14 protein-coding genes are annotated in these 17,947 nt (G+C 61.3%); 8 read left to right on the plus strand and 6 right to left on the minus strand.

The features are described from left to right. On the plus strand, window positions 1–350 hold a 350-nt coding region (locus tag NW840_RS11375; RefSeq protein WP_414344367.1), incomplete at its 5' end, for an ARPP-1 family domain-containing protein. Between the two features lie 83 nt (window positions 351–433). On the opposite strand, the gene NW840_RS11380 is transcribed toward NW840_RS11375, so the two are convergent. The 5 genes from NW840_RS11380 to NW840_RS11400 all read right to left on the minus strand — a co-directional run bounded on the left by NW840_RS11380 (window position 434) and on the right by NW840_RS11400 (window position 5,540). Beyond that, a complete protein-coding gene (locus tag NW840_RS11380) occupies window positions 434–1,864 on the minus strand; it encodes a 1-acyl-sn-glycerol-3-phosphate acyltransferase (RefSeq protein WP_414344368.1) in 1,431 nt (476 codons plus the stop codon). Window positions 1,865–2,198: 334 nt separating this feature from the next. Then, entirely contained in the window at window positions 2,199–3,791 is a 1,593-nt protein-coding gene (locus NW840_RS11385; protein WP_414344370.1) for an Hsp70 family protein, read from the minus strand. Then, a complete protein-coding gene (locus NW840_RS11390; protein WP_414344372.1) occupies window positions 3,791–4,354 on the minus strand; it encodes a helix-turn-helix domain-containing protein in 564 nt (187 codons plus the stop codon). The genes NW840_RS11385 and NW840_RS11390 overlap by 1 nt, the downstream gene beginning before the upstream one ends. Window positions 4,355–4,402: 48 nt before the next feature. Further along, on the minus strand, window positions 4,403–4,921 hold the full coding sequence (locus tag NW840_RS11395; protein WP_414344373.1) for a hypothetical protein: 519 nt from the start codon (window positions 4,919–4,921) through the stop codon (window positions 4,403–4,405). A gap of 259 nt (window positions 4,922–5,180) precedes the next feature. Beyond that, the gene (locus tag NW840_RS11400) at window positions 5,181–5,540 is read right to left on the minus strand and encodes a hypothetical protein (protein ID WP_414344375.1); all 360 of its coding nucleotides are present in this window, start codon (window positions 5,538–5,540) and stop codon (window positions 5,181–5,183) included. A gap of 177 nt (window positions 5,541–5,717) precedes the next feature. Here NW840_RS11400 and trpB point away from each other — a divergent pair, with 177 nt between their 5' ends. The 7 genes from trpB to lysS all read left to right on the plus strand — a co-directional run bounded on the left by trpB (window position 5,718) and on the right by lysS (window position 13,868). Further along, window positions 5,718–6,971 carry a tryptophan synthase subunit beta gene (trpB, locus tag NW840_RS11405; protein ID WP_414331007.1) on the plus strand — a complete coding sequence of 418 codons (1,254 nt, stop codon included), beginning with the start codon at window positions 5,718–5,720 and terminating at the stop codon, window positions 6,969–6,971. Between the two features lie 37 nt (window positions 6,972–7,008). Next, window positions 7,009–7,791: an AMMECR1 domain-containing protein gene (locus tag NW840_RS11410; RefSeq protein WP_414344376.1), complete on the plus strand. Its 783-nt coding sequence runs from the start codon at window positions 7,009–7,011 to the stop codon at window positions 7,789–7,791. Then, a complete protein-coding gene (locus NW840_RS11415; RefSeq protein ID WP_414344377.1) occupies window positions 7,781–8,545 on the plus strand; it encodes a pantothenate kinase in 765 nt (254 codons plus the stop codon). The genes NW840_RS11410 and NW840_RS11415 overlap by 11 nt, the downstream gene beginning before the upstream one ends. 53 nt (window positions 8,546–8,598) lie before the next feature. Then, window positions 8,599–9,735 carry a chorismate synthase gene (aroC, locus tag NW840_RS11420; RefSeq protein ID WP_414344378.1) on the plus strand — a complete coding sequence of 379 codons (1,137 nt, stop codon included), beginning with the start codon at window positions 8,599–8,601 and terminating at the stop codon, window positions 9,733–9,735. Window positions 9,736–9,747: 12 nt separating this feature from the next. Then, on the plus strand, window positions 9,748–11,142 hold the full coding sequence (radA, locus tag NW840_RS11425) for a DNA repair protein RadA (RefSeq protein ID WP_414344379.1): 1,395 nt from the start codon (window positions 9,748–9,750) through the stop codon (window positions 11,140–11,142). Window positions 11,143–11,382: 240 nt separating this feature from the next. Further along, window positions 11,383–12,282, plus strand: coding sequence for a Uma2 family endonuclease (locus tag NW840_RS11430; protein ID WP_414344380.1), 900 nt, complete (start codon window positions 11,383–11,385; stop codon window positions 12,280–12,282). Window positions 12,283–12,332: 50 nt separating this feature from the next. Next, the gene (lysS, locus tag NW840_RS11435; RefSeq protein ID WP_414344381.1) at window positions 12,333–13,868 is read left to right on the plus strand and encodes a lysine--tRNA ligase; all 1,536 of its coding nucleotides are present in this window, start codon (window positions 12,333–12,335) and stop codon (window positions 13,866–13,868) included. Window positions 13,869–13,961: 93 nt separating this feature from the next. Here the strand turns inward: lysS and NW840_RS11440 are convergent, their stop codons facing one another. Beyond that, window positions 13,962–17,729, minus strand: a complete 3,768-nt coding sequence (locus tag NW840_RS11440) for a tetratricopeptide repeat protein (protein WP_414344383.1) — start codon at window positions 17,727–17,729, stop codon at window positions 13,962–13,964. Between the last annotated feature and the right edge of the window lie 218 nt (window positions 17,730–17,947).

Raw genomic sequence — 17,947 nt, forward strand, 5'->3', positions numbered from 1 at the left:
AAAACCAACTTCATCCTCTTTCCTCTATAAATTATTCTCTCTATCCTAACATAAGATCAACACGACCTAAGAAGGAGGAGTCGATGGCCAGCCTTAACTTTCCAACCCTGCGTATAGGCGATCCCATTCAAGAGGGCAGTTTCCAGGTTTTCCCTCTCTTTTCTCAGGGGGAGCAGGAAGTTGCCTATCGCCTTCCAGATCTGCAAACCAAGGAAGCAACCATCACCGAGGTGAGCGAGGCCGGAGCAGTACCTCACCTGGTTGTGGAAAACCACAGTGAGTTCCTATTGCTGCTGGGAGTACCGAGCAGAGTCCCAGCGGGGCGACCAAGGCTCAGCTCTGTTCCATGACGGGAAGGTGGTTTATCTCTCGGCAGTCTCTCGGCGGTAGTACCGAACTCCTCGCCTAAACCCGTTCCTCCTGCAGGGGATCCCTAGAAATTGGAAAAAGAAAGAAATTGGAAAGAAAAAACATCCTGAGTTAGCTCGGTCACCGCCTGTTTGGCTTCCTGGCGGCCTCGGCAATACCGCTCTAACCGCTCGCTAACGGAGATGGGATCCCCGACGGTCACGTGAACCCCCCGCCAGCCTAGGCGAGGGCGGGCTGGGTAGGATTCCCCTCGAAGGCGGGCCAGCACATCAAATAGAATGAGGGCAGTTTCTGCCAGCCGCTCAAAAGAGGGTTTGCTCAGCAAATACTCTTCCTGGACGGCTACACAGCTTTCCACCAAGCGCATGTGCTGCAGGTAGAGCGTTGCCTGGTGGGCTTTCCAGTCGAGCAACCCCCGCTGCAGGGGAGACAGGGATCCAGGATGCCGCAATTCTTCTCGGTAAATCTGGATCCAGGCGACTTCTTCAATGCGGCGGCAGCGGCTGTTCCAATCCCCCTGGGGAGATAGGCCAAAGTAGGTCTCTGCGGTTTCCAGGGCTCTGTGGAGCAGCCGCTCCAGGCGAGCGTTAAAGTGGCCAGGGGCTAGCCTCTGCTCTATCCGTGGTTCTTCTTCATCTCTCCCAGAGATGAAGGGAGGTAGGTCGTAGAAAGCTTCCAGTTGTCCCAGGAGATGCTGGGCTAGGCGGCAGATCCGCTGGGTGTAGCGAAGGTTGGGGCTCCTGGAGGATCTTGGCTCTGGCTTCGGAGGCGTCAACCCACTCAGGTGCTCAAGGCGCGCCAGCAGGCGCTCCAGCTTCGTCCAGGAGGGATCCGTGTAGTAGTACCGAATGCCAATGGGCAGCAAAATGACGGTCTCTGAGCGACCAGCTTTGGCCAGGTCCTCGGCGCACCAAAAGCACAGCTGAGCCATTCCCGGTTCCAGGGGATTGATCCGTTCGCTGTGGCCGTTGGTGGCTCCTTCTGGGGCGATTGCAAAGGGAAATTGCCCATCCAGGAGCAGTTGCCGGGCCGCCTTTAGCGCCACCCGATCCACCCTCCGACCGCGGCGTATAGGGATCCCGCCCAGGCGAGACAACAGCCACCCCAGCCATTCCCCTCCCCAGAGGGGCATGCCCCGGTCGTAGAGAAAATGGGCGTGAAGGGGTTCTCGAAGGCGGATCCCTTGTCGACGGGCGGCTTCGGGCACCAGGCGAGATAGAACGTACAGGCCCACCAGCGGGTCATCCACCTCCACATGTCGGAAAGCCAGGACTAGGCGAATTTGACCCTCCTGGAACTGGTGGTAGAGCCGCGCCAAGATCTCCGCCCCTGTGGCCTCGATTTTGGCAATGCCGGAAGGAAGCCAGCGCCGCACCCTCACCCGCAAGAGCAGGGGCAGGATCCCGTGGACGAGCCGTAGCACCCAGGCGCTATAGGCGGGCGGAATAAAGTCGAGGGGAGGACGGGCAAAATGGGGCGGTGGTGACAAGAGCAAGATTTGTTCCCAAGGTAGCTCAAGAGAAGAAGTGTAGTTAAACGCAAATCAGATTCATATCCCATCGCTCAGATTATTCATCAAGTCGCTACAGAGATCACTGGATATGCAGCCATTCTCAATCAATAATCAATATCAACAATATCAATGATTGAGATCCTTCCCCTGAGACCCCACGCCGTCGGCGCAACCGCTCTCTACTCTCCTCAAGCCCCCGACCCCTCTCTCACAAGGGGAGATGAGAGTTGGGAATCGTGGCCATGTCGTGCCCTTTACATTGCTTTCTTTGTCTTCCGTTGCAGTGAAGACGCTCTCTTCTCTCTACTTTCGTCTCTTAACTCAAGGTGGCTACAGGCTGGGCCTCTGCCAAGAGCGCCTGAGTTTGCAGGTCGGTGATGGTGACCAACAAGCGCCGCGAGCTATCAATGGCAAATTCGACGCGAAGGCGATCCTCTCCCACGCGGCCAGGGGGCTGCAAACGGGCCAGACAAACCGGTAAGGACTCCGTCTCGCTGAGGCGAATGGGCAGGGATCCAAGAGGAGCTAGGGATCGGAAGTCGGTTTGCCGGGTGAGTTGACGGCTGCTCATGCGCCCCAGCTCGTCGTAAACCACTTCCGACTGGACTACCTGGGCCACTTCTCCCACCTCTAGGCGAATCTCCGTTTGTCCGTCGTTGGCCACTTGCAGGATCAAGGGCTCAGCCCGTCGGCAGGGATAGGGGCTGCCCTGCTCGAAGAGGGGGTAGTAGATGTAGCTTTTCTGCAAGGGATCCCAGAGGCGGAGGGCATAGCTGTGGTGCAGGCGATCCTCCAGCTTCACCTGGCGGCCCACCTGCAGGGCGCCCAGGGCCACAGCATCGAAGGGGCGTTCGCAGCGCACTTTCTTTTTGCCGAAGTAGGAGCGCAGCAGCTCTTGAACTGCTGGCAGTTGGGAGCTGCCTCCTACCAAGAGCACCTGCTCAATTTGGTTCTTGCCCAATCCCCTCGCCTGGGCGGTGAGGAGAACGTCGTCTAGGCACTGGCGGATTTGATCCAAAAGCTGACGAGCTTCCAGGATCTCTTCCAGCTCCTGCCGGCTTAACTTCAACTCATGGGCAGTGAGGGCTTCGTCGTCAAACCAACTGCCCACCGCTTCCATCTGAGTGGAAAGGGCGATCTTGAGCTGTTCCGCCTGCTCCAGGAGGTTGAGCCAGCCCAGAGCTCCAATTTGCTGTCGGCTTAGCCCCAGTTGCTGCAGTAGGTAGTCGGCAATCCAAATGTCGATGTCCACCCCGCCCACATAGGCATCGGCCTTGGCGATCACCTCCGCTTTGAGGACAGGGCTACCCGCTTGGGGAGCGAGGGTGCGCACCAAGCTGAGATCCAAGGTACCGCCGCCGAAATCCACCACCAGCACTAGGGATCCCGGCTGGCCAACCGCATAGCCCAGGGCTGCTGCCGTGGCTTCATCGACAATTTGAACGGGATCCCAGCCACAGGCACTGGCCACTCCCCGCAGCCAATTGAGGTAGCGCTCAAAAGAGCCGACAGGGGCGGTGAACACCAGCTGTTGCGGCTGCAGGTGTTCTTTCGGGACAGCTTCCATCACCGTCTGCAAAAAAGCTTGGGCCACCCTCTCGGCGTCGTAGCGCTCTCCATCTAGAACTCGCGGCGGAGGGACAAACTCCGCCACCAAGTCCCGCTTAAACCCCTGAAACAGCCGTTGCGGATCCACTGCCCCCCACCGACCGGCGCGCACGGTTTCCCCCACCAGGAGCTGGCCTTTTCCCTTCACGTAGACCAAGCTGGGAATAGCCGAGTGGTCTGGGCGAGAGAGGCCGGGAAGAGTGAGGAGACGGGGCACTGCTTGGGCGGGATCCCAAACTGCCACCACCGTGTTGCTGGTGCCAAAATCAATGGCTAGGGTCGCTTTGGGGGCAGGTGCCATCAGCTCAATCCTCCAGGCAGGGAACGGCTGACTTTGGCTGGGCAGAGGATGTGGTCACCGCGGCGGTAGCCGACAAAGCGAATGTAAACGGGATCCCCCTTTTGAATATCCAGCTGATCCGGTTGATGCAGTTGCGGATCAAAGGGGACGGACTCCAGGGGGTTGCCGATGGGCTCATACCCCCAGCGCTGCAGCAGAGCGTCTAAGGAGCGAAACAGAGCTGTCACGTTTTGGGCCGGCCAATCGGGCTTGCGCTGGGCAATCTGGCGGACAGTGGGGTAGCTGGTCAGCAGCGGCTGCAGCAGAGAGAAGAGGACTTCTGATGAATCGGTGGCTCCCATTTTGTCATTCCCGTTGAGGCGCAGCAGGGATCCCAAGTCCCACTGCAGGGCGGCAGCCAGCTTTTGGAGCTGCTCCAGGCGCAGGGATCCCCACTTCCCCTGGCGCACCTGATCAAGGGCGCGGCGGCTGATCCCGGCCTGGGCCTGTAAAGCCCGCCAAGAAGACAGGCCAACAACCCGCATGCGTTCCTGCAGCCAACTATCCAGCGGTCTCTCGGCCATTGGGTTTTGCCAGGGATCCCTACGATCATGCCCCAACTTGGGTCTAGCTCAGGGATCGGCAAGGCGCAGGGAACGGGCTATAGCTTCCACATCTCGGTCATAGCGCTCGCGCCGGCTGGCCGGGTACACGAACTCAAAGCCAGCCTGCAGGGAAGGACGGACGATTTTTTTGAGATAGAAAATCCGCTGGCCAAAGTCCTCGTAGCCGGAGACCACGAAGAAATCCCGGCCAACGGTTTGGTAAGTAACCTGGCGCTGGTTTTCCCGGCTGCGGCGAAGTTCTTCCTGCAGGGCGCTGGCGGGCGTTGCTTGAAAAATGTTGTACCCACCCCAAACGCGCAGCTCAGCCCCGTCTTGACCGAGAAACACTTGGCCATCGCCGTTATCCGATTCCCCTTGCGGAATGAAGTCTGCCGGGTAGTCGATGCGGTAGCCAAAGCGGGCGTTGAGATAGGGCCGGAAACCGGCTTGGGCAACGGGAAGGGCGGGGGCGGGAGCAATGACGGGGATCCCCGCTCCTAGGATCAGTCCGGCAAGCAGACAAGCTAGGCGAGCAGCAGACTTCATGGTTTTGATTGCTCTAATCTGTAGCTATCCTAAGCTCTCTCACCTCCAGCCCCTCTCCTAGGGGGACAGAATTTGGTTTGTCCAAGCTCTTTCCCAAAAGACAAAGGGAATAGGAATCCAAGTTTCACTGCCGTTGAGAATGGGTCGGTTGCGCCGCTTGTATCTGGGTGCCACTTGAAATAGTAGGTATAGCATCTTTTTCGAGAGTTTGAAATAAAATACCGATTTTTGGGCCACTATTTTGTTTTGTCGACCAAGTTTAAGTTTGCCGATCAACATCAGGGTTTTGGCCGGAGCGCAGCCGTTCGATTTCTTCTCTTGCCCGCTGGATAGCGCTGCAATTGTCTACCGCTGCCCAGGTAGAGGCCAGAAACAGCCCAGGGAGAGAAACCTCTCCTTCTTCGTCGCTAAACAACACGCCGATGAAGAGACACCACCCCAGAAAGATCATCAGAGCTTTCCACCGCCGCGTGTAAATGTAGGCTGCAAAAGCAAGCAGAATGGACAAAAAGATCGCCACCCCCTGAGACTTTTGAGAAAGGGCATAGGTACGACGAATTTCTGCATCCGCTCTTTTTTGATCTTCTTGCCGCAGCAACTCTTGTAGATGTTCGTCCATAGGCCACCCAAACCTGACGGCCTTATCTTAAAAATCCTGGGAAGACCCTTGTTCAAAACAACTTTTCGGGATCCCACGGCAGAAGAAGAGAGGCGAGACTGGTCATCGCCCCTTCCTTCTGTAGAATGGGAAAGCCTCTCTCTAGTTGCAGGCTACAAGGCCCGGACGGACTCTGCCATGACCTCAGCTTCTTTTGCTTTTTCCCCTCGTGTTTTGGATCCCCTTGACCCGCAGGTGCGTCCGGATCCCCAGGGGCGGTTTGGGCCGTTTGGGGGTCGGTTTGTGCCGGAAACCCTGATGAGCGCCCTAACGGAGCTGGAGGAAGCCTTTGAGCATCACTGGCGGGATCCCGATTTTCGCGCTGAGTTTCACAGCCTGCTGCGGGATTTTGTCGGGCGGCCCAGCCCCCTCTACTTTGCCCAGCGGCTAACCGAATACTACGGCGGCCCGCAGATCTACCTGAAGCGGGAAGATCTCAACCACACCGGCGCCCACAAAATTAACAACGCCCTTGGCCAAGTGCTGCTGGCGGTGCGCATGGGCAAGCGACGGGTGATCGCCGAGACCGGCGCCGGGCAACATGGGGTGGCCACGGCAACCGTGTGTGCTCGTTTTGGGCTGGAATGCGTTATCTACATGGGGGCACTGGATATGGAGCGGCAGGCCCCCAACGTGCAGCGAATGCGCCTGCTGGGTGCTGAGGTGCGGGGGGTGGAGGCGGGCACGCGTACCCTCAAAGATGCTCTGTCGGAGGCGATCCGCGACTGGGTGACGAATGTGGAGACCACCCACTATGTGATCGGTACGGTGGCAGGGCCCCACCCTTACCCGAAGCTGGTGCGGGCCTTTCACGATGTCATCGGCCAGGAGACGCGGCAGCAATGCCAGGAGAAGTGGGGAGGGCTGCCGGATGTGCTGCTAGCCTGTGTGGGAGGCGGATCCAATGCCCTGGGCCTGTTTAACGAGTTTGTCCGGGATCCAGGGGTGCGACTGATCGGCATCGAAGCCGCCGGAGAAGGGCTGCACACGCCCCGCCACGCCGCTACCCTCAACCGCGGTCGCATCGGGGTCTTGCACGGGGCGATGAGCTACCTGCTGCAGGATGAAGAAGGTCAGGTGCAGGAGGCCCACTCCATCAGCGCTGGCTTGGATTATCCTGGCGTGGGGCCAGAGCACAGCTACCTAAAAGAAATCGGGCGGGCCGAGTACTACGCGGTTACTGACGACGAAGCGGTGGAAGCGCTGCTGCTGCTGTCGCGCCTGGAGGGGATCATCCCCGCGCTGGAGACGGCCCATGCGCTGGCCTACCTGAAAACTTTGGCCCCACAGCTCGGATCCCAGCAACGGGTAGTGGTCAACTGTTCTGGGCGCGGCGACAAGGATCTAAACACCGTTTTCAAGTATTTGCAGCAGAGAGGGCGTAGCTTTTAGAGTACGGTTGTTGTGACCACCAACGGGATTCTCTTGGGTGTTCACCTGCCGAGTTCACTTCACGGTTCGATTGCTGGGTCTTCAAGGACTCCGTCCCGCTAACGCGATCGGCCTGCTCCTGGCTGCGGGGCTGGGCTTGTGGACGGGATCCCTGCCGCAGCCTTCTGAGACAACTGCCCCTGTTCCTCCGCCGGAGTCCATGGGTGCCTCGCACCGCTTACGGGATCGCACTGGCGGGACGGAGTCCGATTCAGAAGGGATCCCCTCTCCCAGCCGGCGACAACCTCTCCCTGACACCCTGCCGGCGCTGGCGCGTCAGGCCATTGCCTACTACTTCGCCACCGGCCAGGTGCTGCCACCTCCAGAGGAGATCCCGCCCCACTGGCGGCGCTCTGCGGGGGTTTTTGTAACGGTGAGTACAGAGGGTCGGCCCCGTGGCTGCTGGGGCAGCTTGGATCCCAGCGGCGAGGACCTGGTCAGGGCCACCATCCGGGCGGCGGTGGGGGCAGTCACCCGCGATTGGCGCTACGTACCTCTGCAACCCGGGGAGCTGGAGTCGGCCTCCATTCAGGTAGCCATTGTGCGGCGGGTGGTGCCCATTGCGTCGGCGGGACGGAGTCCTTTTGCCGCTGTGGAGCAGGTGGATCCCACCCGCATGGGCCTATTTGTCCGCTCTGGAACCCGGGGAGCGGTGTTGCTGCCGGGAGAGGCTTTGACGACAGAATGGCAGCTTGCTACCGCTAAGAGGTTGGCCGGGATCCCTGTCGACCAGCCGGTGGAGCTGTTTCGCGTGGAGGCAGAGCTGTTGCATGAGTTTTGAGGAGGGGGCAGATCTCAACGCTTCGCACTGTTGTCGTGAGTGGCTGGCAGCCGTGCTGGGCAACACTCACGTGCGCTGGGGTTGGTTTGTGGAGGAGACCCTGGTGAAGGTGGAGCGGTTTCCTGCTCACCAGCCCTTGTCCTGGCCGCAGCAGACAGAGCTGTGGCTGGCTCCTGTGGGCTCTGCCCCCCTGCCGCCAGCATCGCCCTGGGTGCATCAGTTGGAGCTGTCGCAGGTGCCGCTGCGGGATCCCTACCCGGGGCTGGGGCTGGATCGGGCTTTGGCCCTGTGGGCTGCTGGGATCCACTACGGCTGGCCCTGTTTGGTCATCGACGCGGGTACTGCCCTGACCCTCACAGGAGCTGACTCTGAAGGATCCCTGGTGGGAGGGGCCATCTTGCCCGGCCTAGGGCTGCAGGCGCAAGCGTTGGCCGACTACACTGCTCGGCTGCCCAAAATCCACTGGGATCCCTGCTCTCCCTTACCCCCCCGCTGGGCCACTGACACCGTGGCTGCCATCCGCAGCGGCATCCTCCACACCCTCTTGGCTGGCTTGCGCGAGTTCATTGCCGACTGGCGTCGCCGCTTTCCCCAAGGCCCCCTGCTGCTGACCGGCGGGGATGGGAAGTGGCTCCACCCTCACTTGGGCCCGCTTGACCCAGAGCTGCGCTGGGATCCCCACCTGGTGTTGCGGGGAATTGCCGGCTGCCGCCAGCTGCACCGCACTGCCCGCCACTCCCCTAGTGCAGAATAGAAAACAGTCTCTCCCAGCCGCCTGCGAGTAACGGCTTCTTGCTTGGGGATCCCATGGCCAACGGCAACTCCTTCGGTGTCCTGTTTTGCGTGACCACCTATGGCGAGTCCCACGGGGGGGCGGTGGGGGTGGTGGTGGATGGCTGCCCGCCGCGGCTGCCCTTGAGCGAGGCCGACATTCAGGCAGAGCTGGATCGGCGGCGTCCTGGCCAGAGCCCCATCACGACGCCCCGCCAGGAAGCGGATCGCTGCCAGATCCTCTCCGGGGTTTTTCAGGGCTTTACGCTGGGCACCCCCATCCACATCCTGGTGCGCAACCAGGATGCCCGCCCCCAGGACTACCAGGAGATGGCCACCACCTTCCGCCCTTCCCATGCCGATGCCACCTACCAGGCCAAGTACGGCATCCGCAACTGGCAGGGGGGCGGACGGGCCTCAGCGCGAGAAACCATTGGCCGGGTGGCTGCCGGGGCCATTGCCAAGAAGATCCTGCGCCTGGCGGCAGGGGTGGAGATCTTGGCCTACGTGCAGCGGGTAAAAGACGTGGAAGCCCAGGTGGATCCCGCTTCGGTGACGGCAGAGCAGGTGGAAGCCAACATTGTCCGTTGCCCCGATCCAGAAGCGGCAGCAGCGATGATCCAAAAAATCGAAGAGGCGGCGCGGGAAGGGGATTCGCTGGGGGGAGTGGTGGAGTGTGTAGCCCGCCGGGTGCCGCGCGGGCTGGGATCCCCGGTGTTCGACAAGCTGGAGGCCGATTTGGCCAAGGCGGTGATGTCCCTGCCGGCCAGCAAAGGGTTTGAGATCGGCTCTGGGTTTGCCGGCACCTACCTGACGGGTAAGCAGCACAACGACGAGTTTTACATGACCCCCGGCGGCTGGCGCACCCGCAGCAACCGCTCCGGCGGCATCCAGGGGGGCATCAGCAACGGCGAAGACATCGTCCTGCGGGTAGCCTTTAAGCCCACTGCCACCATTCGCCAGCCTCAAAACACCGTCACCCTCAATGGGCGAGAGACGGTTTTGGCGGCGCGGGGACGCCACGATCCCTGTGTCTTGCCGCGGGCAGTGCCGATGGTGGAGGCGATGGTGGCCCTGGTCCTCTGCGACCATCTGCTGCGCCACCACGCCCAGTGCGGATCCCTGGTCTTGCCGGAGGTGCCCCTCCCTGTCGCCGCTGCTCCCCAGGCCTAGGAGTCCCCGGATATGGCCAAGGCCAAAACCGTCTGGGAGTGCAGCCAGTGCGGCGAGCGCTATGCCAAGTTTTTGGGCCGCTGCGACCATTGCGGCGCCTGGAACACCCTGACGGAAGTGGTCGTCGCCCCAGCGGCCAAGTCCCCACGGGCCCAAGCCCTCGCTCCTAGGTCCAACCGCGCCAATGGGATCCCTCGGTCGGCCCTCCCCCTCTCCCAGGTCTCCTCAGATCGCCACCCTCGCCTCTCCTCCGGCTATGGCGAGTTTGACCGGGTGTTGGGAGGTGGCATTGTGCCGGGATCCCTGGTGTTGATTGGCGGGGATCCGGGCATTGGCAAGAGCACCCTGCTGCTGCAGAGCGCTGCCCACCTGGCGAAGAGCGGAGCCATCTTGTACGTGTCGGGGGAGGAATCGGCTCAACAGATCAAGCTGCGCGCCGAACGGCTAGGGGTAGAAAGCGAGCAGCTCTACCTGTTGGCAGAAACCGATCTGGAGGCCATTGTGGCGGAGATTCAAGCTCTGCAACCGCGGGTGGCGGTGATCGACAGCATCCAAGCCATCTTCTGGGGGCAGCTCACCTCAGCACCGGGATCCGTTTCCCAGGTGCGGGAATGCACCGGCCTGTTAATGCGGCTGGCCAAAAAACTGGGGGTGGCTCTGCTAATTGTAGGCCATGTTACCAAAGACGGATCCCTGGCCGGGCCGAAGGTGCTGGAGCATTTGGTGGACACGGTCTTGTACTTTGAGGGGGATCGCTTCCAAAGCCACCGCCTATTGCGCGCCGTCAAAAACCGCTTTGGGGCAGCCCAGGAAATGGGTGTTTTTGAGATGACCGCCTCTGGCTTGGTGGAGGTGGAGAACCCCTCGCAGCTTTTCTTGAGCAGCCGGGATCAGGCCATGCCCGGAACGGCCACCATCGTCGCCTGTGAGGGCACCCGTCCTCTGGTGGTGGAAGTGCAGGCCCTAGTCAGCCCCACCAGCTACAGCTCCCCCCGCCGCACCTCCACCGGCATTGAAATCAACCGCTTTTTGCAGATCTTGGCTGTGCTGGAAAAACGGGTGGGGATCCCGCTTTCCAAATACGATGCCTACATCGCCTCTGCCGGCGGTATTCAGGTGGCCGAGCCGGCTGCCGACTTGGGGGTAGCAGTGGCCGTGGCCGCCAGCTTCCGGGATCGCCAAGTGGATCCTTTTACAGTCCTGATTGGCGAGGTGGGACTGGGGGGGCAGGTGCGCCCGGTGGCCCAATTGGAGCAGCGCTTGAAAGAAGCCAGCAAGCTGGGGTTTCGCCATGCCATCATTCCCAACAGTCCTGTTTTGTCAGATTATGGATTGCGCTTGAGCCGGGTGCAGCGGGTGCTGGAGGCTCTGCTCGTGGCTCTGCCCGGTTCCCAGAGCCCAGAATGAGGGCAGTTGCCCAAGAAAATCCCCTTGCACTTCATCCCGTCGCCGGGTTTTGCTGCGCCCTATCTCCAGAGGCTACGCCTGCTGCAGGAACATCGTCGGCTGCTCTGGTGGTGCCTTCATCACTTTCCCGAAGACTTTTGTTACTCTCAAAAAAGGTTACGCCTGCTGCGCGAACAGCTCAGTAGCATGAGTCAAACCCCAGCCCTCAGTTAGCGGCACCAGCAAGGGATCCCGGTGAGCATGGTTTCCGCACCCTCCAGCCCAGTCCAGCCCTCGATGCCAGAGACGGCATTTCCTCCGCCACCGGATAAAGGCTACACCCGCTGCGCGAACAGCGACCTGGTCATCGAGGATGATGAGCCCGCGGACAGCATTCTCTCCAAAAAGCTGCAGCGCCTGCTCACCAGCGCTCTCTACGCCTCCTTCCAGCCCAAGGCCAAAGACACCGGGGAACCGATCCCCTTTTTGGCCACGGCCAATGTCGGTCTGTTCTATGCCCTCAAACTGCCCCCCCTGATGCCCGATGTGACGCTCAGCCTGGAGGTGGCTCCCCCCGCCAGCTTTGAGCGCAAGGAAGATCGCACCTACCTGGTCTGGGAGATGGGTAAGCCGCCGGATGTGGTCATTGAGATTGTCTCCAAGCGCAAAGGGGAAGAGCTGGGCCGCAAACGCAAAGACTATGCCCGCGCCGGCGTCAGCTACTACGCGGTCTACGATCGCACAGCGGGCGTAGCCTCTCCCTTGCGGCAACTAAGGGAACTGCAGGGATCCCCTCTGGCCCTTTTTCAGCGGCGGGGGGGTGAGTTTGTCCCCTTCGCGTCCACATGGCTGGAGGACAAAGGACTCCGTCCCGCTAACGCGAAAGGACTCCGTCCCGCTAACGCGATCGGGCTGGGCTTGACCCTCTGGCAGCGATCCTTTGAGGTCGTGAATACCGAATGGCTACGCTGGTGTGATCGGGAGGGGCAGGTTTTGCCCACCGGCGAAGAAAAGGCTGCTCTGGAACAACAGCGCGCTGAGGCAGAACGCCAACGGGCCGAAGCCCTTTTGGAGCTGCTGCGTTCCCACGGCAAAGGACTCCGTCCCGCTAACGCGAAAGGACTCCGTCCCGCTAACGCGATCGCGCCGCCGGCAGCCTGAAAAATCCCGTCCCTAACGGGGCTTCCATTGTCCATTGCCTATCCACCGCCATGTCTACCCTCCCCAGCAGCAGCGAAGCCGCCCAACGGGCCGCCCGCCTGGAAAAAGCCCAACACCTGCGGGAACAAGGGATCCCGCCCTATGCCTATTCTTTTCCTGTTACCCATCTGGCTGCCGAGCTGCAGGAGCAATTTGCCGACCTAGAGCCCGGCGGCGAGCGGGAGGATGTGCAGGTGGCGGTGGCCGGGCGGATCCGGGCGCGGCGGGTCATGGGCAAGCTGGCTTTCTTTACCCTTCAGGATCGCTCTGGCACCATTCAGCTTTATCTAGACAAGAAACGGCTGACGGAGCAGATGGGGGAGCTGGCCTTCAAGAACCTGGACAAGCTCCTCGACGTTGGCGATTGGCTGGGGGCCAAGGGCTGCCTCAAGCGTACCGAAAAAGGGGAATTGTCGGTGCGGGTGGACGAGTACCAGGTGCTAACCAAGGCGCTGTTGCCGCTGCCGGACAAGTGGCACGGCCTGCGGGATGTGGAGAAACGCTACCGCCAGCGCTACGTCGATCTCATCGTCAACCCTGAGGTCAAGCAGACCTTGCTCGACCGCGCCCAGATCATCCGCTCCCTGCGGCAGACTCTGGAAGAGCGAGGTTTTGTGGAAATTGAGACGCCAGTGTTGCAGGTGATCCCCGGCGGGGCGGAGGCGCGGCCCTTCATCACCCACCACAACGCCCTGGATCTGGATCTCTACTTGCGCATTGCCACCGAGCTGCACCTGAAGCGGCTGGTGGTGGGCGGGATCGAGCGAGTCTATGAAATTGGGCGGGTCTTTCGCAACGAAGGCATCTCCACCCGCCACAACCCGGAGTTCACCTCTCTAGAGGCCTATCAAGCCTTCGCCGACTACCACACCATGATGGAGCTGACGGAAACCCTGGTCTGCAACGCCGCCCTGGCGGTGCGGGGATCCCTGCAGCTCACCTACCAAGGGGAAGCCATCGACCTCACCCCTCCCTGGCGACGGGTGACGATGCAGGAGCTGGTGGAGGAGGCCACTGGCATTTTCATCGATGTGGAAAAGGGATGCCCTGAAGAGCTCTTGCCGGCCTTGGCCGCCCAAGGGATCCCCAATCTCTCACCCCAGGACTCCCCCGGCCAGTTGCTGGTCAAAGCCTTTGAGCACTGCTGCGAGAGCCGCCTGCGCCAGCCCACCTTTGTTCTGGACTACCCCCTGGATGTGTGTCCCCTCACCAAGCCCCACCGCAGCAAACCGGGGTTGGCCGAGCGCTTCGAGCTGTTCATCGTTGGGCGGGAGACGGCCAACGCCTACTCCGAGCTCACCGATCCGGTGGATCAGCGGCAGCGGCTGGAGGCCCAGGCAGCCCTGAAGGCAGCCGGAGATGAGGAGGCCCATTTTCTGGATGAAGACTTCCTCACGGCCTTGGAATATGGCCTGCCCCCCACCGGCGGCCTGGGCGTGGGGATCGACCGCTTGGTGATGCTGCTGTGCGACGCTCCCAGCATTCGCGATGTCATTGCCTTTCCGCTGCTGCGGCCCGAGACGGGAGAAGTGGCGGAGGAGGCTTGAGCCGATCCCTCTAACTGTCCATTCAAATCCCATCGATTTCTAAGAGAGGTTGGAGGTGGCTGCGGCAACGGCGCGGAGCCTTTGGGAAGTGTCTCAACCTATTTTGAAATAACTAGCGATAACGTCTTCCAAAAGCCGACCTTCGTACCCTTGCATCTGGAGGGCAGCCTGGAAATCCTGGCAGGCTCTCTGCCAATCCCCAAGGGCAGTCCGGGCCAGGGCGCGGTTGAGGTGGGCCTTGAGGTGGCAGGGATCCCTATCGCTCGCGTCAGCAGTGCAGAGTGTTATGGCTTGGTCGTAGTCGCGGATGGCCGCCGAAAAATCCCCCTGTTGGGCATAGGCCCAGCCGCGGTTGTTCAAAACCCAGACCCGCTCCTGGGGATCCAGCTCCAGTTGCAGCAGTCGGGTGTAGTCTTCTATCGCTTTGTCCGTCTGTCCCTCGCCATCCCACAGGAGAGCTCGGTGGAGCAAAGCAGAGTGCTCCTGGGGGTTCAAGGCCAGGGCCTGCGTGTAGTCGGCAATGGCCAGCTCAGGGCAATTGGCCTGCCGGTGTAGATCCCCCCGTTGACGGTAGGCCAGGGCAGCATCGGCCACCCCCCAGTTCTGGTCGAGGCTCAGAGCTTGGTTGAGATCCGCCAATGCCGCCTCTTGATCCCCCAAAGCCAGATGCACCCTTGCCCGCAAAGCAAAAGCCTGAGAAGCCTGCGGTTGCTGCTGGATCAGCGCCGTGAAATCGGCCAACGCCCCAGCCAGATCCCCCCTCTCTTGGCGACACAAGCCCCGATACAACAGGGCTTCGGTGACCAGCACTTCTGGATCCCCTGGGCTGGCCAGCTCCAAGACCCGATCCCAATCGGCTATTGCCCCCTCCAGGTTGTGGCGCAGGCGGCGGACTTGGGCCCGCTTCAGGTGGGCCTCCAGATAGAGCTGCCGGGACTGTTCCCCGTCTTGGGCCTCTTCCTGGATGACTTGGTCGAAGTCGGATTCGGCCTGCTCCAAGGCTACGCCCGCTGCAGGAACGGTGCCGCGCACTGCCAACGTCAACAACAGAGAGCCGCGGGCCAAGCGGGCCATCCTGTGTTGGGGATCCCGCTGCAGCAGACGGTTTAGATCTTGCAAGGCCGCTTCGGTCTGACCCAACTGCTGCAGGGCTTGTCCTCGGTGCCACAGCGCTTCCCTGTGGTCAGGATCCTGCTGCAAAACCCGGCTGAGATCCTGAATGGCGGAATCCCAGTTGCCCACCTGTCCATGGGCCATGCCCCGTCCCAGCCAAGCCGTCCAGTCCTGAGGATCCTGCCGCAACACCTCGTCGTAGTCGGCAATGGCCTCTGGCCACCGGCCCAGCTGTCGGCACAACTCAGCTCGCTCTTGGCGCAGATCCCGCCGTTCCGGCTGCAAGCGCACCGCCTCGTTCAACTGCTCCAAGGCCGCCTGCAGATCTCCCGTCTGGATTTGGGCCCGCGCCAGATCTCGGCGGATATCCGCCTCGGCCACTGCCACCCCCAGCGCCAAAGCCTGGTGGTAATCCTGGATGGCCCCCAGCCCATCTCCCAGAGCAGCCCGCACTTGGCCGCGATGGAAATAAGCCAAGCCCGACTGAGGATCCCCTTGCAGAGCTTGGTCGAAATCGGCCAGCGCTCCCTGCCAATCCCCCAACCGTTGCCGTGCCATACCGCGGCGCAGATGGGCATTAACCAGCAGCTCCGGCCCGCGTGGGATCCCAGGCCTCGCCGCCCACTGCAACACCTGCGAGAAGTCCTCACAGGCTGCCGGCCAATCTTCCCGCTCAACATGGAGTTGGCCGCGGTTGAAGTAGAGCTGAGGGTTCTGCGGATCCCGCTCCAGGGCAGCCGTGTAATCCTGCAGAGCCGCTAGGGGATCCCCCAACAGCCAATGGATTCGCCCGCGGCTGCTGTAGGCACTGGCATCTTGGGGATCCAAAGCAATGGCCTGGTTCAAGTCGGACAAAGCCGCTTCAATGTTGCCCAAGTCCAGGTGGGCAATGCCTCGGTTGAGGTAGGCTTTGGCCATCTGGGGATCCAGCTCCAGGGCGCGGTTGAAGTCTGCCAGAGCGCCGCCGGGATCCCCCAGCCCCTGGCGAGCCAAGCCCCGGCAGAGATAGGCCCGCGACAGGTTGGGATCCAGACGGAGAGCCTGTTCACAATCGGCCAGCGCCGGCTCCAGGGTGTTGCTGCTCAGGTAGGCCATGGCCCGCTGCAAGTAGAGATCCGCCTGGGCTGCCGCCTCTGCCTCAGGTAGCTCAGTGGCCTCAGCAGACCGTAGGGATAGGGCCTGAGAAAAATCTTCAACGGCCCCTTGGGGATCCCCCAACGCTTGCCGGGCCAGGCCCCGGTGGTAATAGGCTTTGCCGTGGCGAGGATCCAACTGCAGCGCTTGGGTGTAGTCCTCGACGGCCCCTTGCAAATCTGACAACTGGACCCGCGCCACTCCCCGGTTGAAGTAGGCTTCCCCGTCCTGAGGGTCCCGCTTGATCACCTCGGAAAAATCGGCTGCTGCCCCCTGCGCATCTCCCAGATGGCCGCGCACCACGCCGCGGTTGAAATAGGCCCGCACATCTTCCGGGTTGAGCTCAATGGCCCGCGAATAGTCTTCGATGGCCTGCTGCTGCTGATTGAGTTGCCGGTAAGCATTGCCACGGTTGTAGTAGGCCACCGCCCATTGTGGGTTGAGGCCGAGAGCCTGGGTGTAGTCGGCAACAGCTCCCTCGTAGTCCTCCAGCCGGTAGCGGGCAATGCCGCGGTTGAAATAGGCGCGGGCGTCCCCTGCCAGTTGAATGACTTGGGTGTAATCTGCGATGGCCCCTGCCAAGTCCCCACTTTTGTAGCGGGCGCTGCCCCGCTGGCTGTAGGCGCGGCTATTTTGGGGATCCAATTGAATGGCCAACGTGCAGTCGGCAATCGCCCCCTGGAAATCCCCTTGGCGGGCTTTCTCCTGTGCGCGGGCCAACAGGCGCGTCACCAAAACCTGATCCACCGAAACATCGCCGAGCGTCGCCTCTTGGGGAAAAGGCAACAGGGGCCGCAGCGCCTCCAACACTTCAGCAGCGGACTGGAAGCGCTCTTGCCAGTGGGGGCAGATCAGGCGATCCAAAATCTCGGCCAGCTCCTCGCTGACCTGAACCAAATCCCGCCAGAGCAGTTGGCCGGTGCGGGGATCGTCCCGGATCTTATGGGGAGGACGACCGGTGAGGGCTTGGATGGCCAGCACCCCTACGGAGTACAGGTCGCTGCAGGGCTGGGGCTTGCCGTTGAGCTGTTCGGGCGCCATGTAGCCAACCGAGCCAATCACCGTCGCCAACTGAGTTTGGCCGGGGGCATGGCTGACCAACCGCCCCACTTCCTTGACTGCCCCAAAGTCGATCAACACCAACTTGCCATCGGCATCGCGGCGCATCAGGTTGGCCGGCTTGATATCCCGATGGACGATCTGGTGGGCGTGTACATGGCGCAGGATCTCCAAAATATCCCACAACAGTTTCAAAACCTCGGCCTCGCTCAGCGGCTTGCCCGGGATCAGCTCCTGGCTGAGATCATGCCCGGCAACAAACTCTTGCACCAAGTAAAAATCCTGATCCTGCTCGAAGTGGGCCAAAAGGCGGGGCACCTGGTCGAAGTGGTTGAGCCGGTTGAGAACCTTGGCTTCCCGTTCAAAGAGCTTGCGAGCCGTGGCCAGTGTATAAGGATCCGTGGAGAGGGGGCGAAGGCGCTTGACGACGCAGGGGCTATCGAAGGTGTCTTGATCCACCGCCTTGTAGGTTATGCCAAATCCCCCTTCCCCGAGGGGATGGAGAATGCGATAGCGTCCCCTGAGCACACTTCCCGCTCTGATCTTGTCTTCCATAGCCAAGCCAGTCGCCTGAGCGGAGCAGCCTTTTGCCACTACGAGCTGGCTCGATTCTGCCACAGGCCGACGCCCTTGGGCGGAGCAACCCACAGCTCCTATCCAGGGTCTTTTTCAGCTTTTTCTGTTGGCGATCTTCAATGTCTGTAACAATTCAGCTAGAAATCGCAGGAGCCCCGCACTGTACCCGTAGGGTCAGTGTCGGGAGGAATGCGGAA

It is taken from the genome of Synechococcus sp. R5-13, from assembly GCF_047462015.1.
GTDB lineage: Bacteria > Cyanobacteriota > Cyanobacteriia > Thermostichales > Thermostichaceae > Thermostichus.